We start from the raw sequence: 26,226 nt of genomic DNA, 5'->3' as shown, positions 1-26,226 counted from the left end.
AAAAAGGGAATAGAGAAAAAACGAGGCATCAGCTTGTCCTAGTGAAAAGGCGGAAAATAGGAGAGACCGCTGTCTCTCCTTCTAGTTTATTTTGACTTTCTCGTCATTACATCAAAAATAACCGCACCTGCTAGAACTCCGCCTCTAATCATATATTGATAAGAGATGCCGACTCCTAGTAAGTTCATTCCACTTGAAAGAGATGCCATAACGATTGCACCAATAATAGCACCTGTTACTTTACCAACTCCTCCGGCAGCTGAAACTCCCCCTACATAGGCAGCGGCAATTGCATCTAATTCAAATAGAGTACCGGCTGTTGTGGTTGCTGATTGGAGACGAGCCGTGAATAAAATCCCGGATAATGCTGCCATCATTCCCATTGATCCAAAAACAATATAGGTAATTTTTTTGACATTAATTCCACTAAGGTGAGCAGCTTCTGGATTGCTTCCGACTGCATAAATATGCCTTCCAAGTACTGTTTTCGTAGTCAAGAAATGATACACAAAAACCACTGCAAGCATAATAATAACGGTCCAAGAAAATCCGTTATACCCAGCAAGAATCCATGTAATATAGGCAATAATAATAGAAACAAATGCTAATTTTAAAATAAACATTGGTTTAGACAATACATCAAATTGATAGTTTAATTTATTTCTTCTATTTGTTATTTCGCTATAAATATAGAGCAGGATCCCTATTAAACCCACCAATAAGGATAAGAAATGAAGTCCATTTACTTCAAGAAGAGATGGAATATATCCATTACCAATCGCATTAAACGCATCATTTTGAATGATAATAGTTCCCGTTTTTTCCGTTACTTGCAATAAAGCCCCCCGAAAAATCAGCATTCCCGCTAAGGTAGCCACAAAGGATGGTATTCCCACTTGCGCTACTAATAGTCCGTTAAATAGCCCTACTACAATTCCTAGAATTAGAATGATAGGGATGGTAATATACACCGAAACGCCTGCCTGGGTCAATAGGATTGCAGCTATCGCTCCGAGAAATCCCGCAACATATCCCACAGATAAGTCGATATGACGAATGACAATAATCAATGTCATCGCAACTGCAAGCACGGCTATATATCCTGCTGAATCTAGTAAATTACTTATATTTCGCGAAGAGATAAATAATCCGTCTGTCATAATCGTAAAAGTAAGAATAATAACAAACAAAGCGATATACATTCCATAATCACGAATATTCGCTCGAATAAGTGTTTTTGTTTCTTGATACATATTCATTCCACCCTCCCTATTGTGTTGCCAACTGCATAATGTTTTCTTGATTCGCTTCTTCTATTTTCAATTCACCTTTTAATTCGGTTTGTGCCATGACATACACTCGGTCACTCATGCCAAGTACCTCTCCTAGCTCAGAAGAAATCATAATGATGCTTAACCCTTCTTCAATTAACTTATTCATAACAGTATAAATTTCAAATTTAGCACCAACATCAATGCCACGGGTTGGTTCATCTAAGATTAATAGTTTCGGGGCAACAAATAGCCATTTTCCAAGTGAGACCTTCTGCTGATTCCCTCCACTTAAATTACCTGCGAGCTGTTCAAGAGATGAAGCTTTTATATGAAGCGACTTTTTATAGGAGTCAGCGACCTTAATTTCCTCGTTTTCATTAATGACTCCTTTTTGCGCAATTCCTTTCAAATTAGCAGCGGAGATATTACTCTTAATATCTTGTAACAAGAATAATCCATCTCCTTTACGGTCTTCTGTTACATACGCGATTCCTGCCTGAATGGCATCGCTCGTATGTTTAAGCTTTTGCGGTTGCCCGTTCAAGAACATTTCACCCTGAATTTTATACGATTTGGCATTTCCAAAAATACTTAATGCAAGTTCTGTTCGTCCCGATCCCATTAAGCCTGCAATCCCAATAATTTCGCCTTTTTTTACATGAAGGTTAATATTCTTTACCACTTCTCTCCCTAATTGAGGATCAAAGGCACTCCAATTTTTCAGCTCTAAAACAGGGTTTCCTTTTTCTTTCTTATCTCGTTTTGGATAAATATCCTCTATTTCTCGACCAACCATGTTTTTAATAATAATATTTTCTGTTATTTCTCCTTTTGCAGCATCTAAGGTACAAATCGTTTGGCCATCCCGAAGAACAGTTGCTTTATCTGCAATCGAGATAACTTCCTTTAGTTTGTGGGAAATCATAATACAAGTAATTCCTTGCTTCTTTAGTTCCTTTAATAATCGGAGCAGATTTTCACTGTCATCTTCATTTAATGCAGCGGTCGGTTCATCTAAGATAAGTAGCTTTACATCTTTACTTAATGCCTTGGCAATTTCAATAAGCTGCCTTTTTCCGACACTTAAATCCTTTACAAGTGTGTCTGGAGCAACATCTAGCTTTACTTTTTCTAATAATTTTTTCGATTCAACAATCGTTTGATTCCAATTGATCACTCCGCCTTGCTTTACTTCATTGCCAGCGAAAATATTTTCATACACTGATAAATCAGGAAATAAAGCAAGTTCCTGATAAATAATAACAATGCCTGCTTTCACACTGTCACTAATTTTATGAAACTGCTGAATCTCGTCTTCAAAGACAATATCTCCCTCATACGTTCCATATGGATGGACCCCACTCAATACTTTCATCAAAGTCGATTTACCAGCCCCATTTTCTCCTATTAAACAATGAATCTCTCCTTTACTCACCTTGAAATTAACATTGCTTAACGCCTTTACTCCTGTAAATTCTTTCGTAATCCCATTCATTTCGAGAATATATTCACTCATTTTCTTCCTCCTTTAAAAGCTGACAAGGGAATGGATGAAAGGGTCGACCTCCCTTGGTATATCCTTCACCAGAAGCAATCGATATGGCCAATTGAGGTCGAGCTTTTTTTGGGAAGTCCCTTCTATAAAATTACTTTAATCCTGTAAATTCACTTGCTTCATAATAGCCTGAGTCAATTAATTCTTTTTGCACATTATCTTTATCTACAACAATGACATTTGTTTGCTTCGCGCTTACTTCAATCGCTCCATTATCATAAGAACCCGTCGTTTCTGGTGATTTTCCATCTAAGATATCGACAGCAATCCCCATTGCATCCGTTACTAATGTACGAACATCTTTAAATACTGTCATGGATTGCTTTCCATCAATCACATATTGAATAGATGCTTTTTCTGCATCTTGACCTGTCACTGTATAACTAGAAATATCTCCGTCAGAAGCAAAAACATCTGCAATTGAGCGAGCTGTACCATCGTTAGGCGCTAGGACGGCAACATCCCCCTTCATATCGGTTCCTACCGCTGTTAAATGCGTTTGTGCTTTATTTTTCGCTTCGTTTGGATCCCAGTTTGTTGTAACCTGACCTAAGATTTTACTCATTTCATCACGGCTAAGCTCTTGCTTATCTTTTAACTTTTCTGCCTCACCTGAGTTAGCAATTTTGAATGTTCCATCCGCAATTTTCGGTTGAAGTACACTCCATGCGCCCTCAAAGAATAAAAAGGCGTTGTTATCCGAAGCAGCTCCTGCATATAGATACAAAGGTACGTCCTTTCCTTCTGAATGATCAATCAAATATTGCCCTTGTGCAGCACCAACTGCCACACTATCAAAAGTGACATAGTAGTCGACTGCATCTGTATCCGTAATCAGACGATCATACGAAATAACTTTAATGCCATCTTTTTTAGCAGCCTCAACAGCCGCCGCTGCTGCTGCCCCATCTTGTGGGGTAATAATAAGTACTTCAATCCCTTTATTAATTAACGTTTCCACATTTTCTTTTTCCTTCGCAGAAGAACCTTGGCTGAATAAAATTTCAGTCGTGTATTCAGAGTCTTTTAAGGCATCTTTAAAACGTTGTTCATCCTGTACCCATCGTGGCTCATCTTTAGTTGGCAAGACAATTCCCACACTGATTTTATTGCTGCTTCCACCTGTGCTGTTGCTGCAAGCTCCCATAAGAGCCGCAATTAGCATTACTACAAGTAATAAGGATATGGATTTCCATCTTTTCATTGATTTTTTCCCCCTTTGAATTTGGTTCTTTCATTTCTTTACAGTTAAAATTGTATGGGAAAAACCATTCTTTTGTAAGCGTTAACAGTAGTACTCTTTTAATATCTTCTGTATTTTTTTAATATGAGGGGTGTTCTCTTTAAAAGTGGGTTAGTTCTTATGTGCCCATTGAAAACTTCCATGCACTTCCTACTGATAGTAGCCATTATTTAAATGGAGATGTAGGATTTGTTTTCACTTAATTTTATTCGTAAAAAGGACTTTTTCAGTGCCCTCCGTCTTATGAAGAGCTTTATTACTCGTGCTTTCTTAAATAATGACTGTCATTCTTTCTGCCTATGAAGGATATTTTCCTCTATTCATCAAAAAAACAGCTTCCATTAATGAAAGCTGTTTTTAACTACCAATATGCGAGTTACCAAAAATGTTACTTAACTAGCGTTCTATTTCCATAAGGTACGGTATTTTTTTTCTTCTTCATTTTATTTTGATACATATTATTATCTGCTTCTGTAAATAACGCTGTCATTTTTCCAAGAGAGCTGGGAACAAATGCATAACCAATCGACATTTTCACCGTAATATCTTTCTCACTATGTTCATTGCCACCTAATTCAATAGACATTCTTTTATATAACTCATCGATTTCTTCCTTTTTCATTCCTTTGATTAATAGTACAAACTCATCTCCGCCTATTCTAGACACGGTAATATACGGTGAGGAAAAAGTATTTAATAATGTACCAGCTTCTTTAATAAGATCATCACCTTGTTTATGACCATATTTATCATTTACCTGCTTTAGTTCATCTAAGTCACATAAAATTATCGCGATTGCTTCATCTATTTTTGTATCAAACTCTTCCATCTTTTGTTCAAAGTAAAAGCGATTATGTACTTCTGACAGTGCATCATGAATCAGTTGATATTCTAAATTTTGTCGCAGTCTTACTTTCTCGTCAATATTGCGAATGATTCCATGAATAGCAACTAGCTCCCCATGTTCATAAATAGGGGTAGCATATTCCTCAAACCACTTATAAGTACCGTCTACACATCTCATGCGTTGAATCAATGGCTTGCTATAATCAATTTCTCCATGGAGCTTTTTGTACATAATCTCATAATCGTCTGGATGAATAATCTCTAATGGTGCATTCGGATTGCGAAAGCTTTCCTTGACCATGCCATCTCCTAAAATATAATCAGCAGAAGGACTAATATAGGAATGTCTCATTTGCGGTTTTACTTCATATCTGTAAACAATATCCTTCGAGCTTTCCACTAGGCGAAACATAATATCTTCCTTTTCCATTTTCACTTTCCAGTTGTTATGTTTTCGCTTATCATTTATTTTCCAAAAGAAAATACCAAATATTATACCGCTAAAAAAATAGAATATCCCCATCTTCATCCTCACCTTAAAATTAGTGAGACTATCATCTGCATATTACAACTATCCTAATAACAGAAAAAAGCTAATCTTTTACCGATTAGCCTTCTATTTATAAAGATAAATCGGTAACTGGCTGACTTAATCTCCAAGATCTTAGTCCCTATAGCTTTGCGTCTTCACCTTTCGATGAATTTGCCTTTATCACTTTATTATATTTAATTAATGAAATATCGTACTTATCCTATTTCCTTTTTCTAGCTTCTATTACAAATTTTATAGGAAAATAGTTAGATAGACAAGAGAAAGCAAGGACTTTTTTCACATTTTTTTACATAACTATCTATACTTCATCCTTGTTCGTTCAGAAAAATTCACAAAATCTCCATTTTTCATACATAATTTCTCTATTTATTTTTGTTATCTTTAAAAAAAGCAATCAAACTAGAAGGGAGAATGCGATTAAGATGAAGAAAAATAAACTTATCATCCCGATATTTATTACGATAGTATTTGCTGTAACCGTCTTTTTGTTAATTAATCAAAATAATCGATATGAAAAAACGGACAGTATTGATGTAAAGCAACTCGTCCAAGATTATAGTTCCGGCAAGAAATCAGCTGCTGCTGCTTCGATTAGCTCCGATACACTAACAGTAAGTACACTTGAAAACAAAGAACTCAACTATCATTTGCCCAAAGATGAATTTTTCGTATCTGTTGCTCCCTATTTAATAGATACCCATCCTTGTGCTATTCATAATCTAGCAGGTTGTCGTGGCGAATTAGCTAATAAGGAATTTGCTGTATATATTGAAGATCGAGATGGAAATGTTTATGTAGATGAACGCTTAAAATCACAACCAAATGGTTTTATTGATTTATGGCTTCCTCGCAATAAGGATTATCAACTTACCATCACCTATAATGGTAAAACAGCTAAAACTGATTTCACTACTTTTAAAGATGATAATACTTGTATTACAACACTCCCTTTAACGTAAAGTGAAACTTCCAACAGTGAGGGGGTTCTTTCCTCCCCACTGTTGGTTAGTTGAAACACTCGAACCTTTACGTGCAGTTGGTTTCTCACCTATCGTCCTTGACTTCTCATAAGTTTACGGTTGAGTCTTACTAAAAGTTTAGAATGGGATAAAATAAGAAGGATCCCGACTGTTAAATTTAGATTCCTTCTTCACAAGAGTTACTTATATTCGTAATAGTCCTGAGATTGATAGCTTTTAAATCCACAAGACTCATAGAGTTTGAGCGCTCGGGCATTTTTTGCTTCTACGTCTAAAAAAATGGGGAAGCCTTTTTCCTTTTCCATTTTTACAACTTGGGATAATGCCCTTCTTCCAATTCCTTTGCCGCGAAGCTCTGGAAATATAACGAAGCCGTAAATCCATGCTTCTCCATCCGTTTCAGAAACTCTGATTTTTCCAGCTATTTTTCCATCTGCTTCAATAATCATGCGGTGATTGCCTTCCTGTTCCTTTATTGTTTCCACATATGTTCGAACATCCTCTGCCACCATTCCAAACCCCAAGACATCAAGCTGGATTTCTACTTCTTTATCTTGGACATAATCATATGGTCTTAATGAAATCGTTGCATCCTCCATTAAATCTGCCTTATGCCATTTCATTTGATGCTCCGAAAAGGCATAGGAACATGGTATTTTTTCCAGAAATGCATTTGCACTCTGCGATGCAGCAGGAGCATTTAATAATATACTCGTCGCCGCTCTCTTTCTTGCCTCTTCTAAACCTTCTTCTAACAAAGCTGTAAAAATCCCTTTCCTTCGATAATGTGGATGAACCATGCCACAAAACTCTACTGTTCTGCCAAAATAGTAGCTTCCTAAAAATCCAACTAGCTTGCCGTCTGCATATTGGAAAAAGTCCTCTTTCTTTTCTCCATTTCGGTTCTCTAGCATATCGAAGTTAAGCTTTAATTCATAACCTTCCTCTTTCTCACAAATCTCCTTAAGCGCTTTAATTTCTGCAATTTGCTCTTTTGACAGCATATTTATTTGCTCCTCTGATTTGGGGTATCTTACTTGGGGGTTACTCTCATTCACAAATTTCACCAATTAGTTTATTTAAATAGCCTTTCAGCGAATCGAAAGTATTCTTTCAAAAAAATTTTCTAAATGATTACTTTCGCTATTTCCTAACCATTCATCCTCTATAACAGCATACTTACAATTGTCGCTGTTTAAATATTTGTAAATAATATAAGCTTCGTCTATTTCTGCTTTTTCCAAAGTACCGATATGCTGAATATTCATAGAAAGAAACGATGTAATTTTCCACTTTAAATCTTGAATATCTAAATTATTCAACACATATATTTGCCGGTACATAATTTCATTCCGTTTAATGAGAAAAAGCTTTATTCGGAAATCATCTAAGGATTCCACTGCAATTATTAGATGATTATCCACCATAAAATTTACTACTGTTTCTGTTTGCAAAATGGTCTTTATTTTCGCAATGGTATCTCTTATTTCCGCTGCTCTTTCAAACTCAAAATTACTGGAAGCTTCGATCATTTTCGCAGACATCTCTTCTATTATTTTAGTGTCGCTTTTTTTTAATAAAGAGATAATACGATGGATGATTTGTTGATAAGTCTCTTTGGCTAGTGGGTCAAAACAAATTCCCCTACACTTTCCGATTGAATAATTTAGGCATGGAGTATTACTTGGTATTGACTGCGAACAATCAATTTTATAAAATACTTTGATTCCTTCTATTGCCTTCTCTACCGTTCCTTTACTAGTGAAAGGACCAAAGTAATAATGAATGTCGTCCTTATCCATCTCATTAGCAATCTCCATATGGTAGATACCCTTCTGCCATCGAAAAACGATGTAGTTATAAGCCTTTGTCGTTTTCATCATCCTATTGTACATTGGCTGAATTTCCTTTATTAACTTACATTCCAGCATCAATGCCTCAAATTCCGTATCTGTTAGGATAAAGTCGAAATCCTTTATATGCTTTACAAGCTTCTCCACTTTACCCATTCGATTTTTCGAATGCTGGAAATAGGAAGAAACTCTATTTTTTAATTTTTTTGATTTGCCAACATAAATGATTTGTCCCGAGGAATCCTTCATTAAATACACCCCTGGAGATGCTGGCAGATTTTTTATTTTTTCTTTAAGCTCCAAGTCGATTCCTCCTCTGGGCTTTTAAAAAGAAGTCATTTTAATTCCATGATTCTTCGTATCAATCTCTACTTCTCCCCCAATTGGAAAAGTAAAGAATGGTTGGATATGTCCAAAATCAACATTATATAGGACAGGGATTTGTTTCAAACTAGGATGTTTATCTAGAATAAACAAAAGCTGCTCCTCTTCCATTTTGGAAGCTCGTTGAAATCTTCCAATTACTAATGCTTTAACTTTTCCTGCTGTCTGCAACAAAGAGGTTAAATCTCTTGCGAACGTTTCAGGAATGGTTAACTCATCATCTTCTACAAATAGGATGCTGGCTTTAAGATTGGGCATATATTCTGTTCCCTGCAGTAAATTTAAGGTACATAAATTACCGCCAAACAATTGCCCTTTTGCCCTACCCTCTTGGTATACTTCCCAGCCACCAGGTTCATAGTTACGATTTTTTTGATCCAAATACCATGCATCATCTGTCCATACATCAGAAGGCTCAACAATAAATTCCTGTAATTCCATCAAGCATTTCTGGAAGTATTCCGTTTGGTATTCCTGTAACTTATCCATTTGAAAGCTAGAAAAGTGTGGTCCTGAATATGTAATAAGATCAGTCTTTATTGTGATTGCTGTTGCTAAAGCAGTAATATCACTATACCCGCAAAGTATCTTTGGATTGTTTTTTATTAAATCATAATCTAAATAAGGCAATAGCTCATTGCTGTTAAATCCACCAATTACAGTTAAAATTCCTTTCACCTTTTTATCTCGAAAAGCATCATGAATATCTTCTATTCGATGTTCTATTGTCGTGGAAAACTGTAAGTCAGATTCAAAGATATGCTTCCCAAACGTAACAACAAATCCAAGATCCTCTAATCTATTCTTTGCTTGCATAATCCCTTCTTCCGATAAAATTTTGGCACTTCGACTAGGAGCGATTACTCTAATTTCATCCCCCTTTTGCAGCTTAGCAGGTATTCTCATGCCTATTCCTCCCTTTCTTCTTATTAAAGCACAAATAATCACATATTTCTGTAACTTTTAGGGAGAACAAAACGTATATTTTACAAAAGAAAATTTCGTTTCATTTATAAAGGAGGAATATTTATGTTTACATTTTTTTTAGTCATTGGGATTATCGCGATTTTCATCGCTGTGACTATGGTGGGCGCATGGCCCGATGGAAGGCAACATAGAAACCATTCTTTCACAGAAACAAAAGAGGATCGCGCATTAAATACAAAAATTTCAATGGTAGCTGGTTTGATTGGTGTTGTCTCGTTGGCAATAGCTGGAGTGATTTATTATTTTACAAATTAAGTTCCTATGAAGCGGAAAGTGGGACAAGGAACCTGACCCCACTGTCATACCATTTTCCTCACACCATTTAGCTTGGGATAGACCACTGGATTTGTGGTCGGCAATTCTCTGTTCCCATTCTTTTCGTAATTCTAAATTGGTTTTTTTAGTCATGAAAAAACCTCCTCAAATATTTATTTGAAGAGATTATATCAAAGATTATTCTATTTGAATATGTGGGAGGAGTTTGACGCTTACTATTAAACTATAATTTTCTTATATGACTATTTATAGTCTTATAGTGGAGTTACATCAAAAACCGCTAACCAGCTAACTTCGACAAGAACTCCATATCCTTTATTATTAGCATTTACACGAGTCGCTAATAAAGCCCAATATCCTGAACTTGTCCCTTCTATTGCTGCAACTGGAGGAAACCATGCCCCTGCACCTGTTACAATTGCCCCTCCAGCAGCGGCTGATAAAAGATAATTTACATAATCGTTTGCTTGTGCATTAGTAAATTTTCTATCATAGCCCCACCAATGATATGTCCATTTTCCATAAACAGCATTAAGCTGAATAGAATTATCTTGAATACTCAAATCCTTATTTATAGTAATATTTCCTCTAAGTGCAAGTTGATTCAAATTATCAAAATGTGCTTGTAATTGATCAAGATTATATGTTTCATAAAAATTCGTTGGTACCCCCTCTAATTCTAATGTACCTTGTTCTGTTACTTTTACGAAAGGCTCTACTTTTTTGAGTAATGTTCCTTGTGAAATTTCTTGCTGTTTTTGTTCGCCTACTATTAATCTATTATTTTTTTCCGATGCTGCTTCTGCAAAAGACGGAGTTACCGAACTCAACAATAATCCAGTAGTTACTAATCCAGTAATAAATTTCTTCATTTGTACATTATTCTCCTCTCATTTTTAAATTCATATTTAGTATATAATTCCAAAAAAAGGAATCCGACCCATTTGATAGAATTTGTTTAATTTTTCTTAAAAAATAGATAAATAACACCTTGACAGTAAAGCTTACTTTACAGTAAAGTTAACTTTACAATGTAATTAAAACCAATAATAATGTGGGAGGTGGCTTTCAATTTGAAGAATAAGCTAAGTGAACACAGAAGGAATTTTGGGTTTTCGCAAGATAAATTAGCAGAAAAGATAGGAGTTTCTAGACAAACAATAATATCTATTGAGAAGGGTAGGTATAATCCATCACTTCCTTTAGCAATGATTATCGCTGAAATATTTCAAACCAGGGTGGAAAATATTTTTATCTTGGAAGAAAAAGATTATAAGTAGTATTAACTAATTTAGGAGGGATTATTGTGAAATCAAGATTAGGATATTTATTCATTGGTTTTCTTTTGTTGATAGAAAGTGGTTATCTTATTTATGGTGGAGCAACTGGTAACTTTTTTTTATCACCAATAGCAGGACTAATATTTGCATTATCTATTATGTTTTTATCCTTAGGATATTTACAACCTCAATTTGAGAAGAAAGATGAAAGAATGAAAGTAATACGAGAAAAAGGGATGTTTTACTCTTATTTCATTTTGATGTTCTATTTTTTATTGTTTATTACTTTAATCCATTTTAATGTTATTAGTGTATCTGCCATGGGAGTTGTTATAATTCTTGCTTCGCTTACTATTATGACTGTGTTTCTTTCATTAGTGATTCTATCTTGGATTTTATAAAGAGGCTATATGTAAGATTAATTTAAGCTGTTCCTGCAACGAAATTTAATTCTATTAAATGAAAGGTGGATATTATGAAGAAAACACTTATAATAATTTTGACAATTATCATTATTAATTTAATTACAATTATTGCTGCAACATAATCACACTTTATACTTTCTTGCTGATTAACATTATACCCCCAATAATCTCTTATTTTAAAAAATCAGTCATATTAAAAACTGAATGTTTTCTATGACTGATTTTTTCGTAGTAAGCGACAAATAGTCCCCATTTGTTTAAGCCTTTTCTTCCAGTATCCAAATTGATAATAGTTTATCCCATTGTTCTCACACCATTTTAGCTTGTGATTGACCACTCACTTTGTAGTCATTAATTCACTGTTCTCATTCTTTTCGTAATTCTAGATTAGGGCTTCTTGTCATGAAAAAAACCTCCTTCAATTGAAAATTTCTTTGATACAGTCACATCATAAACTTTATCAGCATCATATAATCTTAGAGCATATTCATTTAAAAGGGATTCTTTTTTAAACATATAATTAAGTTCTTCTTGATGATAGGAGAAATAGTAATTTAAATTCGTAAAATTAACTATCTATAACTTCTTTTAAGATTTTCTGTCTTAGTGACTAAGATATTTATCAACTTTTTCTTTTATTGCTATAGGATCTGAAATTTCTTTATATCGGTTGATAACAGACTTTAACTCTTACTTTAACTCTTGCTGCAATTGTATTTCTTTATCTTCCATTACATCAATAAATTGTTGTACAGCATCTCTAAATACTTTGGGTCGGCCTGCTTTCATTTGAAGCTCTGCTGCAATATTATCTAATTTATCAAATACTTCTTCATCTGTATGAAACACTAGTATCTCTTTTTCAAACCCCTATTTCCAGGTTTTATATTCTGGATTTTTGGAACATAACCTTCCATAATGAATGATGATCGCTAATAAATCCTCTTGCCTTCATTTATTATCTTAGCTAAAGCTTCTTTTGGTTCCAAACTTAACTGTGAAATTTAGACGTTTTTTTCTCCTGCAGCAATTGGATTATCCTTGTAACCTTTAATAAGGTTATTATAGATATCTCTAATGATGGCAGAGCGACTAATATTAAAACCTTTGTTCTTAGAATAAAATGAAATCCTTTAATTTTTTTATGTCCGTATTTTAAACGTATTGGATAAACTTCACCGTCAGAAATTGTAATTAACTTGTTTAAATCATTCGGTAAAGAATATTCATTTAATAAATAATTCCTGAAAATCCCTTTACTTTTGTGAGAAGGAATTATTACTTGATACTCCTTAAAGTGCCGGGAATAAAATTAATACCATGTTGCTTCATAAATACTTCCTTTTTTCTTTACTCTTCTAAAAAAAACAATTAATTTTTCTTGACCAACTTTTAGACCCTTCGCTTCATCCCGCTATTTCACTATAGTTCTTTAATTTTCTTCGTCAATTCCAAAAACTTTCTATCTAATTCTGCATACTCCTTATCCTTCGGTGTCATAAAGCTTAATTTACCTAAGACTTCTTGTCTTTCCGTTTCTAGCCTTAAACGGAGCTCTTCTTTATTGTCTCTTACCTGCTCTCCAGACTCCGTCCATTGTCTTCGAATCGTTCCTTCTTCCATGACTAATTTGCTCGAGGTTGTGTTCTCCAAGAAATAGCGATCATGGGAAACGATAATGAGCGTTCCTATATATTGAGATAATGTTTCTTCCAATTGTTCACGGGATGGTAGATCAAGATGATTGGTTGGTTCATCTAGAATGAGCACGTCTTTTTCTTCTAAAATATATGCCATTAACTTACACTTTACCCGTTCCCCCATGCTCATATTTTTTATCGGTTCCTTCCATTGGGACGGCATAAACCCTAGATGTTTCATTAACGTTTGTACTTTTCCCCTTGCAGCAAACGTCTCGGTAAAAAATAGCTGTTCTGGTGTTTCCTCTAAAGGGAGATCAAATACTTCCTGTGTTAAATACCCCATATTGGCTGTAGGAGAAATCCAGACTTCCCCGTCTGCTTTTTCTTTTCCTAAAATAATGTTTAATAAGGTTGTCTTCCCGCTTCCATTCGGACCTATAATAGCAACCTTCTCGCCATATTGAATCGTAATATTCCCTTTTTCAAACAAAACGCGAGAGCCAAATTTCTTCGATAAATCCTTAATCTCCAAGAAGCGTTTTCCTTTCTTTTTATTCGCTTCAATCGAAAAAGATACCGTATACTCTTCTTCTACACGCTCCACTTTATTTTTTTCCAGTTCCTTTTCCAATCGTTTTTGCTTCGATTTCACTTGAGCATCCATTCGTTTCGCCTTTGCACGATAATATTCTTTTGGAAACTCTTGTTTCGTTGATTGTGCATGTGCCTTTTGTGACCAAGAGGTAATTTCTTTCATTTGCCCTTCGACTTGTTTAATCTTCTTTTGTTGTTTGTCATATTCCCTCTGCTGGGTTAATCTTTTCTGTTCGCGCGCTTCCATATAACTGGAGTAGTTTCCTTTATGCTCGATAAGCTTCTTACTTTCAATAGACCAAATCTTTGTGGCAACAGCATCAAGAAAATAACGATCATGGGAAACAAGGATAATTGTGCCCTTATATTTTTTGATTTGCTCTTGAAGTAGTTCCATACTGTGCTCATCTAAATGATTGGTTGGTTCATCTAATAATAGTAAATCCGCTTCAACAGCAAAGCCTCTCGCAAGCCGAGCTTTTAACTTTTCCCCACCGCTCATTTTCTGAAAATCATTTGTTGGCACCTGCCATTTTTCCAGTAGCTTCATTTCAGTAGAATTTTCTTCCTCAAGGTCATAATCTTCCGTTTCCTGCTCGACCATTCTAATAACCAGATTTTCCTTTACCCACTTCAAATGTCCATCGGTAGAAGTAATATCTTGATTTATTAATTGCAATAGAGTCGATTTCCCTGCACCATTCTTACCAATAATCCCAATAACCTCTCCCTGCTGTATACTTGCATTTATTTTTTCAAAAATGGTCACATCCAACACTTCATAACCGATATTCACTAATTTTAAAAGTTCTGTCATCCTATCAAACCCTTTCTAAGAAGGGAGAAAAAAATCCTCCCAATTATTCTTGGAAGGATTAGCCGTACCTAATTATCTATTCACTCATCATCACAATCATATACAAAAAAATGTGCATATTGACGAATAATTGTGCGCATACCATTAGAGATATACATGAAAAAGCGGTTTATGGAAATGGGCAGACTAATCCTATTTTTGTTTAATTTGAAATTTATTTCATTCAAATTGTTGAAAAATAAGATTAGTTCTTCATCGTTCACCCATCATCCCTTTCGTTATAAGTATCTGTAGTATAACACACTTTCCAATTCGTAATCCACTGCCGAAAGAGGAAATGGTAAATTTTCACTCTATTTTCTTATCTGTACAATATCACAATTGTTTAGTATTATTTTAATTATGTTTTTGTTAGATAATCTAACATAAGATTTCCAGGACTTTATAAACATCAAGAAAAAAGTGAAAAGGAGTTACACGAATGAAGCAGAAAAGAATGTCTAAATTAATTATATTCTTTGTAGTTGTTCTAACTATGTTGAATATTATCTCTCCCATAACAAAAGCAGAAGCAAAGGAGAAAGTATATCAGATTGCAACAGATATTACATTTGCACCATTTGAATTCCAAGATATAAATGGTGATTTCGTTGGAATTGATATGGACTTAATCGCTGCTATCGCGAAAGACCAAGGTTTCCAATATGAAATGAAGCCACTTGGATTTAACGCAGCTGTTCAAGCACTTGAATCCAAACAAGTCGATGCTGTTATTGCCGGAATGAGCATTACAGACGAAAGAAAGAAGAAGTTTGACTTCTCCGATCCTTATTTTGATTCTGGTATCATTATGGCTGTTAAAGATGATAATGAAACGGTATCTTCTTATGAAGATTTAAAAGGACAAAAGGTTGCTGTTAAAACAGGAACAGAGGGTGCTAGCTTTGCTGAGGGCATCAAGGACGAATACGGATTTTCAATCGTAACGTTTGACGATTCTGCTAATATGTATGAAGAAGTAAGAACAGGAAATTCTGTTGCTGTATTTGATGACTATCCGGTATTAGCGTATGGAATCAAGCAAGGCAATGGCTTAAAAATTGTCACAGACAAAGAAGCAGGAGCATCGTATGGTTTTGCTGTTTCTAAAGGACAAAATACAGAACTTCTTGAAATGTTTAACGCTGGTCTAACAAATTTAAAGGCTTCTGGTGAATATCAAGAAATATTAGATAAATACTTAGAAACTGGTTCAGAAGTAGAAGAAGGAAACGGCTTTTTTGGTCTATTAAAAGAAAGCTTTCCAAGCTTACTGTCTGGTTTAAAAATGACATTGATCTTAACTGTTGTTTCTCTATTAATTGCAACGATACTTGGAATTATCTTCGGGTTATTACGTATTGCAAAAAATAAAGTATTAAGCACAATCGCTGTTATTTACATCGATATTTTCCGAGGAACACCGTTAATCGTTCAAGCCTTCTTTATTTACTTTGGAATACCAGCAGCTCTTGATTTCCGAATTTCAGCTGTTGCTGCCGGCCTTATTACCTTAAGCTTAAACGCTGGTGCTTACATGGCTGAGATTGTCCGCGGAGGAATTCAATCCGTTGATAAAGGACAAATGGAAGCAGCGCGCAGTCTAGGACTTCCTTATGGAAAAGCAATGAGAAAAGTTGTGCTTCCACAGGCGATCCAATTAATGATTCCAGCATTTATTAATCAATTTGTTATTACATTAAAAGATACGTCTATTCTTTCCATTATCGGTATTAACGAATTGACACAAAGCGGAAAAATTATTATTGCAAGAAACTTAGAATCATTCCAAATGTGGTTGATAGTCGGTATTATGTACTTTATTGTTATTATGATTCTAACAAAAGTATCAAATGTATTAGAAAGAAGGATTAAAAATGGCCAAGCTTAAAGTGACGAATCTGAAAAAATCATATGGTAATCTTGAAGTTTTAAAGTCAATTGATTTACAGGTAACAGAGGGCGAAGTTGTTTGCTTAATCGGTCCTTCTGGATCGGGTAAAAGTACCCTTCTGCGCTGTTTAAATATGTTAGAAGAAGTAACAAGTGGCGAGGTCGTTGTAAACGACTTTAACTTAACCGATAAGAAAAGTGATATTAACAAAATCAGAGAAAATATCGGAATGGTGTTTCAGCATTTCAATCTTTTCCCTCATCTAACTGTTTTGGAAAATATCACCCTTGCTCCAGTTGATTTGAAAAAAGCAACGCCACAGCAAGCAAAAGATAAAGCCTCACAACTATTAGACCGTGTCGGCTTAAAGGATAAAGCTAATGAAAATCCTTCTAAATTATCTGGTGGTCAAAAGCAAAGGGTAGCTATCGCACGCGCCCTTGCGATGAACCCTGATATTATGCTGTTCGATGAGCCAACAAGTGCTTTGGATCCAGAAATGGTCGGAGAAGTATTAAATGTAATTAAACAACTAGCACAAGAGGGTATGACAATGGTTATCGTGACACATGAAATGGGCTTCGCCAGAGAAGTGGCTGACCGCGTTATCTTCATGGATAATGGGTATATTGTGGAAGAAGGAACACCTCAAGAGATTTTTGGAAATCCACAAAATGAACGTACTCAGGATTTCTTGAATAAAATATTATAATAGCTTAAGGGGGACAATTAATTGTCCCCCTAGTCTTTATAATGCTTCTTCCCCCACTCTCCCATTAAATTCAGAATGGGAATAAAGCTGACTCCTTTTTCTGTTAATGAGTATTCCACTTTAGGAGGGACTTCTTTATAAACTTCTCTGTGTACCATTTGATCTGCTTCTAACTCTCTTAACTGCCTTGTTAAAATCCCTTTTGAAATGCCTGGTAACAATCTTTGTAGTTCATTAAACCGTTTTGTCCCTTGGCTTAAATGCCATAAGATAATAATTTTCCATCTTCCCGCTGTTAAATTTTGCGTATAAGTAACAGGACAGAAGCCTTCCTCATCCATAGAGACTGATTCATCTGGAACAAAATAACGTGCCATTTTCCTCTCTCCTTCCCATGGTACTATTTATGTGACTATGTCATAAAAAAATAACTACTTTTATTTTTCTAACTATGAATATACTATATACCTATATTGAATATACAACAACACATCTTGTTAGAAGCTTCTGGTTATAATGAAATGAGAAAATGAATGGGAGGAAATTTCAAATGAAACTACTAGTAACAGGTGCAACTGGTAAACTAGGCTCTAAAATTGTTAATGTTCTATTATCAAAAATTTCTGCTGATCAGCTTGCTGTCAGTGTACGTAATCCTGAAAAAGCAGAAGATTTACGTGCCAAAGGTGTAGATGTTCGCCAAGGAGATTTCGATCAGCCAGAAACAGTAGAAACAGCCTTCAAAGGAATTGATCGCCTATTAATCATTTCAGCAGATGGAAATACGGAAACAAGAATTCGCCAACACAATAATGCTGTGGAAGCTGCTAAAAAAGCTGGTGTTTCCTTTATCGCCTATACAAGCATTGCGAATGCACAAGAAAGCACGAATTTCCTTGCTGAAGTCCATAAAGCAACAGAAAAAGCTATTCTTCAAACAGGCATCCCTTATTCGTTCTTGCGCAACAACTGGTACCTTGAAAATGAACTTTCCACTATTCAAGGTGTTCAAGCTGGAGCACCTTGGGTTACCTCTGCAGGAGAAGGAAAAGTCGGCTGGGCTTTACAACAAGACTACGCAGAAGCTGCAGCAGAGGTTCTAACAGGAGAAGGACACGAGAATACGATTTACGAGCTTTCTGGCAAACCTTTATCTCAGGAAGAAATCGCTGCTGCTGTTAGCACCGTGATTGGAAAAGAAATACCAGTTCAACAAGTAAATGACAACACATATGCTGAAATAATGACACAAGCTGGTGTACCAGATTTTGTCGTTCCTATGCTTGTGGCGATTCAAAAGGATATTCGTGAGGGTACATTAGAAATGGAGAGCAACGATTTTGAGAAATTGCTTGGACGTTCGGAAACTCCTGTAGTGGAGGGGATTAGACATCTTCTCAATGGTCATAAATAAAATAATATCTCCTAAACAAGTTAACAGAATAAAACGAGGCTGGGACAAAACAAAATAGCCAACCTGTAAAGACGAACAATCCTTAATTTAGCTCTTAAATAAAGGCTACTTTTTCATGCTAGTTATTTATGATTTTAAATATAGTCAGTGTAAAAACTAATTCGTATTTAAAGATTGTTTTTCTATAAACTATTATGGAAATAGAAAAAAATAATTAATTGGAAAAACGGAGCAGCCTGAATACACGTAGACTCCTATGGGAGCTGCGAGAAAGTCCGAGACCCCGCAGGAACTTAAGTGACGAGGAGGCTCGGCGCTCGCCCCATGGAAAGCGAAGTGTATTCAGGCTGCGGATAATAACACCATCTTTACTGAAACAGCCTTTTATAAACCAATACAAACCCGAACAATCATATGGAACTACCGTATAGTTGTTCGGGTTTATCTTTGGCTGGAATACTTATGTCCCAGCCTCGTTTTGTCTAATATGAATCCGCTTTTAAGCTTCTACATTATTTTCTTCAACATTATTCACTTGTTCTTTTGCCTCTTTTAATATTCTTCTTCTGTTATAAAGCATTAAAGCAAGGGTAAGAACAGCAATGATAATTGCGCCAATTACTTTTATATCTAACAGCTTTACGATAAACCATGGTAGTGGACTTGCTGCATAATCAATGCTTGACACAAGGTTCGAACCATTAGGAATCGCGAAGTTTACTAAGCTAGCTGCTTTTGTAAAGATAGGCGCTAAATCTGTAGCAAACCATAAACCTAATACTGTAATAACAAGACCCACAATGAATGTACGGAATACATTCCCTTTTGTAATTGGGACAATTAACACAAATGCAAATGGTAGACCCGCTAAACTTGCAAATGGTAATAAACCGTTACCTGGAAGTATTGCTGCAAGAACTAATGATATTGGCACAAGTAATAAAGATACAACTAACGTAGTTGGATGACCAATCCCAACTGCTGAATCAAGACCAATAAATAGTTTTCCAAAATTTTTAAAGCGTTTTTCAATTAAATCTTGTGTTGCTTCCGATACAGGCATTAATCCTTCCATCAATACTGCTGCCATTTTCGGAATTAATACTAATACTGCTCCCATTGTAATCGCTAAGTTAAGAATACCTTTTACATCATAACCAGCTACTAATCCAAGGATACCACCAATAATTGTTCCAAGGAATATTGGTTCACCAAATACGCCTAGCCTTCTTTGTAACCCGTCTGCATCTAAATTAATTTTATTGATACCAGGAATCCAATCTAAGATTTTATTCACAACGATGGCAATCGGTACAAATGATGCTGTAAATCCATGCGGTAATGATACTCCTTCTAATCCAAGATGCTTTTCGACATTTTTCGCAGTCAGGTCAGCAATAACCATAATAACAATCATATTTATAATAGCTGCAAAAATCCCCCACAAAAAACTATCTGTTAAAACGGCAACAATCGATCCTGTAAAAGCAAAATGCCAGTAGTTCCAAATATCAATATTAACTGTTTGCGTCGTTCTAGTAAGTAACATCACTATGTTCACTACTAAACAAACTGGAATAATCAGTGCCCCTACTTTTGAACCAAACGCGATAGCTGCTGCAGCTGGCCAACCTACATCCAATACATGTAAATTCAGACCGAAATTTTCTACCATTTGCTCTGCAGCAGGGCCAAGGTTATCCGTCAATAAAGCGATAACAATATTTAACCCAATGAATCCTACACCAACAAGTAATCCTGATTTAATTGCCTTGCCTACCTTTACTCTTAATAAAAGAGCAAAGATAGTGAATATAATTGGCATCATGACACTTGCACCTAAATTAACGATATAATCTAGAACAGCCATGTGGCTTACCTCCTAATACCAATTGCAATCCTCTAGTATGCTAACGGTTGCAATTGATAGTTTTATTTATCTAAGAAACTTAGTTCGTAACAAGTTGATTTAAATATTTCTTAATAGAAGAAATATCACCAGTCATCATCTTTTTAACAGCCTCTTCCTCAGAAAAAAGGCCCATTAAACTGGAAAGCATAGCAGTTTGATTTTGCTTATCTTTTAAAACAATATTGCAAATTAATTTCACTTCTACCGCTCCACTACCATCCATATTACTAAAAGTTATTGGCTTTACTGGAACGATAATTCCAAGCGTCGATTTATTGACATGAATTGCATCTGAATGCGGAATTGCTACTCCGTAATTTCCAAAATCAAGTCCAGTTGGAAACTCATGCTCACGTTTTAAGAGTGCTTCTTTATAGGAATCTTTCACATAGCCTTTTTTTAATAATTCATCCGCTATAAATTCCAATACCTCTTTATCGGTTGTAAATGTTCGATCCGTGAATATCAGTTCTTCATCTATTACGAAATCCATTTTCCTTATCCCCCTTATTTAAGACCTAACTTCGTAATAACCTCCTCAATGGTTTTCTCTTTCCCCACGTTTGTAATGAATGATAAGCCTTTAACAACTGGAATATTTAATTCTTTTGTGAAGTTTGTAGTTGTTACGATTAAATCATACTCATTTGCTTTACTCGCCAATTCAGCAACTGTTGTTTGATGAAGGGTTACTTGATTTAGCAATCCTCTTTCCTTTAAAGCATCCTGTAATTTATTTAAAGCAACAGTAGAAGTAGCAATACCTGCACCACAAGCGATTAAGATTTTTTTCATTTTAATTTCCTCCTATTTATAGCGAATAATCATTGAAAATTTGGAAGATATCTTCCTTGGAATTCGCTTTAATTATTTTTTCCACATCATCTTTATTCGTTAATAATTTCATCAGTTGCCCCAATATTTCTAAGTGACTAGTCTTATCCACAACTGTTAAAGTAACCACCAGTCGGACATCTTCTTTAAAATCGTCTTTAAAATCAATACCATTTTTAAAAGTAACTAAACTGAGAGCAAGCTTTAATGCTCCATCTTCTGGTCTTGCATGTGATAAAACAACTCCAGGCGCAACTACCATATATGGACCATATTCATGAAAGTGTTTGATCACCGTCTCATAATAAGGGCTAGTTGCTGATTTATCGTCATATAATAAGTCAGTTCCTTCTTTAATAGCTTCTTCCCAAGAACCTACTTTTGCTTTCAGTTTTATTGTTCTTTCATTAATAATATTTCGAATACTTAAATTCTCATAGGATGTCGAATCTTCTTTTTTATCCATTAATATTTTCATAAATTGATATTGGAGCTTATAAACATCCTTCACTGTTCCATGTGATTGAACCGCTTCCAATAGTTTATTCACCTTATTTAAGGTAACTTCGTAATAATTCCCTTGGCTAAATTTTGAATGTAAAAATTGACTAATAAGCTCATAGTCTGACTCTGTTAAAAAAACATTAACTTTCAAGTAGTTCTTATTATTCATCTCTGGAATATCAATTGTACTAATGATTAGATCATAGCTGCTAGAGTCCATATACTGTAACGCTCTAAACGAAACTGTGTTTACAATCTCTACATGGAACGCTTTTTGGAGTTGATTGGATAAAATATTGGCACTCGATATTCCAGCACCACAAACCAACAACACTTTTTTTCTTGCTTCCATATTATCCTGTGCTTTTTCTAATGCTGCTGCAAAATGCAAGGTAATGTAGGATATTTCATGATCGTTAAAAGACTGGTCCAGATGTTCTTCCAAATACTTTGTTATTTTTTTCGTATGTTGAAACAATTCTTGATAATGAAAGATAATCTCATCAAACATAGGATTTTCTAACGTTAAGTGATATTTAATTCGATAGATAGCTGGCTTTAAATGAAGAAGTAATCCCTCGACTATCTTTTCTTTCTCTGCTCCAAACCTACATTGATAGATAGACTCTAACTCATCGACCATTTTTAGAGAAGCTAAGTATAGCTCATCACCATTCAACGCTTGTTGATCAAGTGGATGCTTCTTGATGCTCTTTGCCCCTAATAATTGTAAAGCAATATAACCAGCCTCCATATCTGGAATAGAAATAGCATAATGCCTAGCCAGTTCCTCCATCATATGTTTAGCTACTGTATATTCTCTTGTATCACTGATATTACTAATAATAGCTTCTGATATATCTACTTCACGATGCTGAAATGTTCTCTTTACCGCAACCATTAAGTGTGTTAACAGATTCATATAGGACTGATCATCAAACTCTTTATCCAATTCCTGTTCTGCTGAGAAAATTAAATCATCAATAAATTGAATATCGATTTCACTTAACACATCATGAAAATAAATAGTATTGATTTTCGAGAGAACACGGCGATTGCGGATATATTGAAAGATATCTTTTGCACTAATGGTACCTAAGATCATCTTGTTTAAAAGCGATCTCTTTTGCTTTTCATCTCCCTGTATCAGAACACCATGCTTTCTTTTTCTCTCTAGAGTTAATCCATATGGATCAATATATTCATTAATCAATTGCAGCTCTGAATCCAAGGTAGACTTTGATATGCCTATTTTATCTTGCAAATCAGAGTATGAAATCGGTTCCGTTTCACCTAACAACCTTGTCAAAATATAGATAAAACGCTCTTCCTTCGATAAAATATACTGATATGGAGAATGCTCTTCTAGAAACTTTGCTATAAACGTTGTTACTTCTTTTACTCTATTTAATTTAATTCCTTTTAAATGATGTCTTTCAATGCAGTTAAACCCATTTTGAAAAAGAAATTCATCTAATTTATTGATGTTATATCTTATTGCTCTTTCACTTACATCAAGTTTATTAGCTAGTTCTTGAATTTTGATGTAGTCAGGAGTCTCTAATAAATCTCTTAGTATGGCCATACATTTTTTATTTAGATTCATTGTTGTTCTCCTTTCTATTTACATGATATACGATAAAACGCTATAAATGAATACGCTTAACACATAAACCATGACCGATTGTTTCGGAAAAAATTATGCAAATACGAAATACGAATTCACAAGGAAAACGCTTAGCTTCGTGGTGACCCACAATTCTACAACCAACTCTTATTTCATCAAATGCTTAATCTTCTCCTCTGTACCAGTCCCATCAACAGGCGTATAAATACTACATCTTAAATCATTTGCGCCATGAACTTGTAGAGAAGTTAAATTATAGATCATTTTACCAGCCTTGGAGTGACGAAATTCAATTAACACTTCAGGAGCTGAACTCACTTCACTTTCATTCCACATTTTATTAAAATCCGGATAGTTCTTTTTCATATCTTCAATAAATTCTCCATACCACTCATCTGCCATATACTGACCTAAATATGTGCGAAAGATCGAGATAAATCCTTTGACAAAGTCCTCCCAATTCACAGCTAATGCTCTTAGCTCTTTTCTTGAAAAAACCAGTTCAATTAGATTCCTTTTTTCAAGTGGAATCTTTTCAAAATCCAAAAATACTTGTTTAGCAGCTTCATTCCATCCTACGATAAAGGAACGACGATCTGTAATAATAGAAGGACAGTAGCGAAGTTCTTTTAAAATTTTCTCCAAGGACGGCGTAATCATTCCCGCTTCCTCTTCCTTAGGAAAAAAGGAACTCCCCTCCTCAAAAGCTAAACCATATACATATTTTCTCTCATCCAAATTCAATTGCAGAGCATCTGCTACTGCATCTAAAACGGAAATAGATACTTTAATATCCCTGCCTTGCTCTAGCCAGGTATACCAGGTAGTGCTTACTCCAGCTAATTGTGCTACTTCCTCACGGCGAAGTCCTGCCGTTCTTCTTCTACTGCCAACAGGAAGTCCGACCATTTGTGGTTGTATTTTTGACCGTTTTGTTTTTAGAAAATCGGATAGAGCTTCTAATCTGATATCTCTATTCATACTTACTCTCCTTTTTAAACTAGCACTAATTATACTAGTATAAACTACAACTTGTAATAGGATAAAAAAAGCATACAATAAATAAAAAAGGAATGGGGGAAAATTTGTGAAAAGAGTTGTTATCACTGGAATGGGAATTATTTCACCGTTAGGAAATAATGTAGATGATTATTGGCAGAATCTCTTAAAAGGAGAATCAGGAATCCGTTCTATCGACCATTTAGATGTCTCTGATTCAAAAACAAGAATAGCTGGGGTTGTAACCGACTTTCATCCAGATGAAAGATGGGGAAGAAAGGAAGCGAAGAAACTTGATCGATTTAGCCAGTTTGCATTAGCGGCTGCAGAAGAAGCTTTAACAGACTCTCAGCTGGACTTAAATCATGTAGACAAAGAGCGACTAGGTGTCTATGTAGGGTCAGGGATTGGCGGTTTGACCACCCTTATTGATAATGTAAATACATTAAATCAAAGAGGTCCTAATCGCGTTAGTCCTAACTTAGTACCGATGATGATTTCGAATGCAGCTGCGGCACAAATTAGTATTAGATTCGGAGCTCAAGGTCCTTCCCTCTCTCCTGTAACAGCTTGTTCGATTGGGAATACTTCGATTGGGGAAGCCTTTCATACGATTCGAAATGGTGATGCAGACGTGATGTTTGCCGGTGGAGCCAGAAGCAGTTATTACGAATTTATCCTTAGCTAGCTTCGGCAACGCAAAAGCCTTATCTACTAAAAATGAGGAACCAACTCTAGCAAGTAGACCATTTGATAGAAATCGAGATGGATTTGTGATGAGTGAAGGAGCGGCTATTTTAGTAGTCGAAGACTTGGAACATGCTCTTAAGAGAAACGCTCCGATATTAGCTGAAATTATTGGATATGGGGCGAGTTCCGATGCTCATCATATGGTTGCGCCCCATCCAGAAGGAAGAGGCGCATATCTCGCCATGAGAAATGCATTAGCGAAAGCAAATATCCTTCCTTCTGACGTAGATGTAATCAGTGCCCATGCTACAAGTACACCAGTAGGCGATCGCTCGGAAACATTAGCTATTAAGAAATTATTTGAAGATGAAGCATATAAAATACCAGTTACTGCGAATAAATCTATGCTCGGACACATGCTTGGTGCAGCTGGTGGTGCAGAAGCAATCGCCTTAGTGAAAAGTTTGCGAGAAGGCATTATTCCACCAACTATTAACTTAGATAATCCAGATCCTGACTGTGATTTAGACTATGTCCCAGAAGGAGCAAGAAAAGCTTCATTATCTATTGGTTTATCCAATTCCTTTGGTTTTGGCGGTCATAATTCTGCGATTTTGTTGAAAAAGTATTAAGAGAGAAAGACTAGGGAACCCAATGTTTACCTAGTCTTTTTTTATCGGAAATTAGGAAGCCGGCTTTTCATCTGTTTTTAATTTATCCATATACGCAAAATTCGGATCATATATCTCAAGTTTGGATCATATACGCAAAATTTGGATCATATATCTCAAGTTTGGATCATATACGCAAAATTTGGATCATATATCTCAAGTTTGGATCATATACGCAAAATTTGGATCATATATCCTAAATTCCCATTTTTACTTTAAT

The 26,226-nt window shown here is 35.2% G+C and carries 25 protein-coding genes, 1 pseudogene and 1 riboswitch; of the genes and pseudogenes, 8 read left to right on the top strand and 18 right to left on the bottom strand.

The window, feature by feature from the left end:
* Positions 1 to 86: 86 nt before the first annotated feature.
* The 4 genes from AB3U99_RS04325 to AB3U99_RS04310 form a co-directional block, all read right to left on the bottom strand.
* Positions 87 to 1,259: a sugar ABC transporter permease gene (locus tag AB3U99_RS04325; RefSeq protein ID WP_400245763.1), complete on the bottom strand. Its 1,173-nt coding sequence runs from the start codon at positions 1,257 to 1,259 to the stop codon at positions 87 to 89.
* 10 nt (positions 1,260 to 1,269) lie between these two features.
* A complete protein-coding gene (locus AB3U99_RS04320) occupies positions 1,270 to 2,790 on the bottom strand; it encodes an ATP-binding cassette domain-containing protein (RefSeq protein WP_400245761.1) in 1,521 nt (506 codons plus the stop codon).
* Between the two features lie 130 nt (positions 2,791 to 2,920).
* Entirely contained in the window at positions 2,921 to 4,033 is a 1,113-nt protein-coding gene (locus AB3U99_RS04315) for a sugar ABC transporter substrate-binding protein (RefSeq protein ID WP_400245759.1), read from the bottom strand.
* 427 nt (positions 4,034 to 4,460) lie between these two features.
* On the bottom strand, positions 4,461 to 5,441 hold the full coding sequence (locus AB3U99_RS04310) for a diguanylate cyclase domain-containing protein (RefSeq protein ID WP_400245757.1): 981 nt from the start codon (positions 5,439 to 5,441) through the stop codon (positions 4,461 to 4,463).
* A gap of 109 nt (positions 5,442 to 5,550) precedes the next feature.
* Positions 5,551 to 5,636, bottom strand: a riboswitch (cyclic di-GMP riboswitch).
* A gap of 257 nt (positions 5,637 to 5,893) precedes the next feature.
* On the opposite strand from AB3U99_RS04310, the gene AB3U99_RS04305 reads away from it, so the two are divergent.
* Positions 5,894 to 6,430, top strand: a complete 537-nt coding sequence (locus tag AB3U99_RS04305; protein WP_400245755.1) for a CueP family metal-binding protein — start codon at positions 5,894 to 5,896, stop codon at positions 6,428 to 6,430.
* 200 nt (positions 6,431 to 6,630) lie between these two features.
* On the opposite strand, the gene AB3U99_RS04300 is transcribed toward AB3U99_RS04305, so the two are convergent.
* The 3 genes from AB3U99_RS04300 to AB3U99_RS04290 all read right to left on the bottom strand — a co-directional run bounded on the left by AB3U99_RS04300 (position 6,631) and on the right by AB3U99_RS04290 (position 9,594).
* Positions 6,631 to 7,455: a GNAT family N-acetyltransferase gene (locus AB3U99_RS04300; protein WP_400245753.1), complete on the bottom strand. Its 825-nt coding sequence runs from the start codon at positions 7,453 to 7,455 to the stop codon at positions 6,631 to 6,633.
* Positions 7,456 to 7,542: 87 nt separating this feature from the next.
* Positions 7,543 to 8,607 carry a UvrB/UvrC motif-containing protein gene (locus AB3U99_RS04295; RefSeq protein ID WP_400245751.1) on the bottom strand — a complete coding sequence of 355 codons (1,065 nt, stop codon included), beginning with the start codon at positions 8,605 to 8,607 and terminating at the stop codon, positions 7,543 to 7,545.
* 21 nt (positions 8,608 to 8,628) lie between these two features.
* On the bottom strand, positions 8,629 to 9,594 hold the full coding sequence (locus AB3U99_RS04290; protein ID WP_400245749.1) for a S66 peptidase family protein: 966 nt from the start codon (positions 9,592 to 9,594) through the stop codon (positions 8,629 to 8,631).
* Positions 9,595 to 9,717: 123 nt separating this feature from the next.
* Between AB3U99_RS04290 and AB3U99_RS04285 the strand changes: the two genes are divergently transcribed.
* Positions 9,718 to 9,930, top strand: coding sequence for a DUF5316 family protein (locus AB3U99_RS04285; RefSeq protein ID WP_400245747.1), 213 nt, complete (start codon positions 9,718 to 9,720; stop codon positions 9,928 to 9,930).
* Here the strand turns inward: AB3U99_RS04285 and tnpA (AB3U99_RS04280) are convergent.
* Positions 9,859 to 10,083, bottom strand: coding sequence for an IS66 family insertion sequence element accessory protein TnpA (tnpA, locus tag AB3U99_RS04280; RefSeq protein ID WP_400245745.1), 225 nt, complete (start codon positions 10,081 to 10,083; stop codon positions 9,859 to 9,861). The two genes, AB3U99_RS04285 and tnpA (AB3U99_RS04280), sit on opposite strands and share 72 nt — an antisense overlap.
* A 122-nt stretch (positions 10,084 to 10,205) precedes the next feature.
* Positions 10,206 to 10,823, bottom strand: a complete 618-nt coding sequence (locus AB3U99_RS04275) for a hypothetical protein (protein ID WP_400245743.1) — start codon at positions 10,821 to 10,823, stop codon at positions 10,206 to 10,208.
* Between the two features lie 201 nt (positions 10,824 to 11,024).
* Between AB3U99_RS04275 and AB3U99_RS04270 the strand changes: the two genes are divergently transcribed.
* Complete coding sequence (locus tag AB3U99_RS04270; RefSeq protein WP_400245742.1) at positions 11,025 to 11,231, top strand: helix-turn-helix transcriptional regulator; 207 nt, start codon at positions 11,025 to 11,027, stop codon at positions 11,229 to 11,231.
* A 26-nt stretch (positions 11,232 to 11,257) separates the two neighbouring features.
* The gene (locus tag AB3U99_RS04265; protein WP_400245740.1) at positions 11,258 to 11,632 is read left to right on the top strand and encodes a permease; all 375 of its coding nucleotides are present in this window, start codon (positions 11,258 to 11,260) and stop codon (positions 11,630 to 11,632) included.
* Between the two features lie 235 nt (positions 11,633 to 11,867).
* On the opposite strand, the gene tnpA (AB3U99_RS04260) is transcribed toward AB3U99_RS04265, so the two are convergent.
* The 3 genes from tnpA (AB3U99_RS04260) to abc-f all read right to left on the bottom strand — a co-directional run bounded on the left by tnpA (AB3U99_RS04260) (position 11,868) and on the right by abc-f (position 14,710).
* Positions 11,868 to 11,993, bottom strand: coding sequence for an IS66 family insertion sequence element accessory protein TnpA (gene tnpA, locus AB3U99_RS04260; RefSeq protein ID WP_400245738.1), 126 nt, complete (start codon positions 11,991 to 11,993; stop codon positions 11,868 to 11,870).
* Between the two features lie 353 nt (positions 11,994 to 12,346).
* A complete protein-coding gene (locus AB3U99_RS04255) occupies positions 12,347 to 12,505 on the bottom strand; it encodes a hypothetical protein (RefSeq protein WP_400245736.1) in 159 nt (52 codons plus the stop codon).
* Positions 12,506 to 13,078: 573 nt separating this feature from the next.
* Positions 13,079 to 14,710, bottom strand: a complete 1,632-nt coding sequence (gene abc-f, locus AB3U99_RS04250) for a ribosomal protection-like ABC-F family protein (protein ID WP_400245734.1) — start codon at positions 14,708 to 14,710, stop codon at positions 13,079 to 13,081.
* Between the two features lie 481 nt (positions 14,711 to 15,191).
* Here abc-f and AB3U99_RS04245 point away from each other — a divergent pair, with 481 nt between their 5' ends.
* Together AB3U99_RS04245 and AB3U99_RS04240 are read left to right on the top strand one after the other, a co-directional pair.
* On the top strand, positions 15,192 to 16,640 hold the full coding sequence (locus AB3U99_RS04245; protein ID WP_400245733.1) for an amino acid ABC transporter substrate-binding protein/permease: 1,449 nt from the start codon (positions 15,192 to 15,194) through the stop codon (positions 16,638 to 16,640).
* On the top strand, positions 16,627 to 17,355 hold the full coding sequence (locus AB3U99_RS04240) for an amino acid ABC transporter ATP-binding protein (RefSeq protein WP_400245731.1): 729 nt from the start codon (positions 16,627 to 16,629) through the stop codon (positions 17,353 to 17,355). Before AB3U99_RS04245 ends, AB3U99_RS04240 begins: the two co-directional genes overlap by 14 nt.
* Before the next feature lie 29 nt (positions 17,356 to 17,384).
* On the opposite strand, the gene AB3U99_RS04235 is transcribed toward AB3U99_RS04240, so the two are convergent.
* A complete protein-coding gene (locus AB3U99_RS04235) occupies positions 17,385 to 17,732 on the bottom strand; it encodes a winged helix-turn-helix transcriptional regulator (RefSeq protein WP_400245729.1) in 348 nt (115 codons plus the stop codon).
* 173 nt (positions 17,733 to 17,905) lie between these two features.
* Between AB3U99_RS04235 and AB3U99_RS04230 the strand changes: the two genes are divergently transcribed.
* Positions 17,906 to 18,769: an SDR family oxidoreductase gene (locus AB3U99_RS04230; RefSeq protein ID WP_400245727.1), complete on the top strand. Its 864-nt coding sequence runs from the start codon at positions 17,906 to 17,908 to the stop codon at positions 18,767 to 18,769.
* A gap of 499 nt (positions 18,770 to 19,268) precedes the next feature.
* Here the strand turns inward: AB3U99_RS04230 and AB3U99_RS04225 are convergent, their stop codons facing one another.
* From AB3U99_RS04225 to AB3U99_RS04205, 5 genes are all read right to left on the bottom strand, one after another.
* Positions 19,269 to 20,639: a PTS galactitol transporter subunit IIC gene (locus AB3U99_RS04225; protein ID WP_400245725.1), complete on the bottom strand. Its 1,371-nt coding sequence runs from the start codon at positions 20,637 to 20,639 to the stop codon at positions 19,269 to 19,271.
* A gap of 79 nt (positions 20,640 to 20,718) precedes the next feature.
* On the bottom strand, positions 20,719 to 21,174 hold the full coding sequence (locus AB3U99_RS04220; protein ID WP_400245723.1) for a PTS sugar transporter subunit IIA: 456 nt from the start codon (positions 21,172 to 21,174) through the stop codon (positions 20,719 to 20,721).
* Between the two features lie 14 nt (positions 21,175 to 21,188).
* Positions 21,189 to 21,476 carry a PTS sugar transporter subunit IIB gene (locus tag AB3U99_RS04215; protein ID WP_031536059.1) on the bottom strand — a complete coding sequence of 96 codons (288 nt, stop codon included), beginning with the start codon at positions 21,474 to 21,476 and terminating at the stop codon, positions 21,189 to 21,191.
* Positions 21,477 to 21,492: 16 nt separating this feature from the next.
* The gene (locus AB3U99_RS04210) at positions 21,493 to 23,625 is read right to left on the bottom strand and encodes a BglG family transcription antiterminator (protein ID WP_400245721.1); all 2,133 of its coding nucleotides are present in this window, start codon (positions 23,623 to 23,625) and stop codon (positions 21,493 to 21,495) included.
* Between the two features lie 168 nt (positions 23,626 to 23,793).
* Positions 23,794 to 24,627: a helix-turn-helix transcriptional regulator gene (locus AB3U99_RS04205; protein ID WP_400245719.1), complete on the bottom strand. Its 834-nt coding sequence runs from the start codon at positions 24,625 to 24,627 to the stop codon at positions 23,794 to 23,796.
* Between the two features lie 106 nt (positions 24,628 to 24,733).
* On the opposite strand from AB3U99_RS04205, the pseudogene fabF reads away from it, so the two are divergent.
* Positions 24,734 to 25,967: pseudogene (gene fabF, locus AB3U99_RS04200) on the top strand (beta-ketoacyl-ACP synthase II).
* Positions 25,968 to 26,226 lie beyond the last annotated feature (259 nt).

Source organism: Niallia tiangongensis (assembly GCF_044704065.1).
GTDB classification, from domain to species: Bacteria; Bacillota; Bacilli; order Bacillales; family Cytobacillaceae; genus Niallia; species Niallia tiangongensis.
Note: the sequence above shows the minus strand (reverse complement) of the source record. Positions and strands in the feature narration are given on the sequence as shown.

Coding starts and splice junctions, on each gene's coding strand:
- AB3U99_RS04290 (WP_400245749.1), bottom strand. CDS start 9,594: ATGAGAATACCTGCTAAGCTGCAAAAGGGGGATGAAATTAGAGTAATC.
- AB3U99_RS04220 (WP_400245723.1), bottom strand. CDS start 21,174: ATGGATTTCGTAATAGATGAAGAACTGATATTCACGGATCGAACATTT.
- AB3U99_RS04320 (WP_400245761.1), bottom strand. CDS start 2,790: ATGAGTGAATATATTCTCGAAATGAATGGGATTACGAAAGAATTTACA.
- AB3U99_RS04225 (WP_400245725.1), bottom strand. CDS start 20,639: ATGGCTGTTCTAGATTATATCGTTAATTTAGGTGCAAGTGTCATGATG.
- AB3U99_RS04325 (WP_400245763.1), bottom strand. CDS start 1,259: ATGAATATGTATCAAGAAACAAAAACACTTATTCGAGCGAATATTCGT.
- AB3U99_RS04305 (WP_400245755.1), top strand. CDS start 5,894: ATGAAGAAAAATAAACTTATCATCCCGATATTTATTACGATAGTATTT.
- AB3U99_RS04240 (WP_400245731.1), top strand. CDS start 16,627: ATGGCCAAGCTTAAAGTGACGAATCTGAAAAAATCATATGGTAATCTT.
- AB3U99_RS04210 (WP_400245721.1), bottom strand. CDS start 23,625: ATGAATCTAAATAAAAAATGTATGGCCATACTAAGAGATTTATTAGAG.
- AB3U99_RS04215 (WP_031536059.1), bottom strand. CDS start 21,476: ATGAAAAAAATCTTAATCGCTTGTGGTGCAGGTATTGCTACTTCTACT.
- AB3U99_RS04235 (WP_400245729.1), bottom strand. CDS start 17,732: ATGGCACGTTATTTTGTTCCAGATGAATCAGTCTCTATGGATGAGGAA.
- AB3U99_RS04315 (WP_400245759.1), bottom strand. CDS start 4,033: ATGAAAAGATGGAAATCCATATCCTTATTACTTGTAGTAATGCTAATT.
- AB3U99_RS04285 (WP_400245747.1), top strand. CDS start 9,718: ATGTTTACATTTTTTTTAGTCATTGGGATTATCGCGATTTTCATCGCT.
- tnpA (WP_400245745.1), bottom strand. CDS start 10,083: ATGACTAAAAAAACCAATTTAGAATTACGAAAAGAATGGGAACAGAGA.
- AB3U99_RS04300 (WP_400245753.1), bottom strand. CDS start 7,455: ATGCTGTCAAAAGAGCAAATTGCAGAAATTAAAGCGCTTAAGGAGATT.
- AB3U99_RS04230 (WP_400245727.1), top strand. CDS start 17,906: ATGAAACTACTAGTAACAGGTGCAACTGGTAAACTAGGCTCTAAAATT.
- abc-f (WP_400245734.1), bottom strand. CDS start 14,710: ATGACAGAACTTTTAAAATTAGTGAATATCGGTTATGAAGTGTTGGAT.
- AB3U99_RS04275 (WP_400245743.1), bottom strand. CDS start 10,823: ATGAAGAAATTTATTACTGGATTAGTAACTACTGGATTATTGTTGAGT.
- AB3U99_RS04245 (WP_400245733.1), top strand. CDS start 15,192: ATGAAGCAGAAAAGAATGTCTAAATTAATTATATTCTTTGTAGTTGTT.
- AB3U99_RS04205 (WP_400245719.1), bottom strand. CDS start 24,627: ATGAATAGAGATATCAGATTAGAAGCTCTATCCGATTTTCTAAAAACA.
- AB3U99_RS04310 (WP_400245757.1), bottom strand. CDS start 5,441: ATGGGGATATTCTATTTTTTTAGCGGTATAATATTTGGTATTTTCTTT.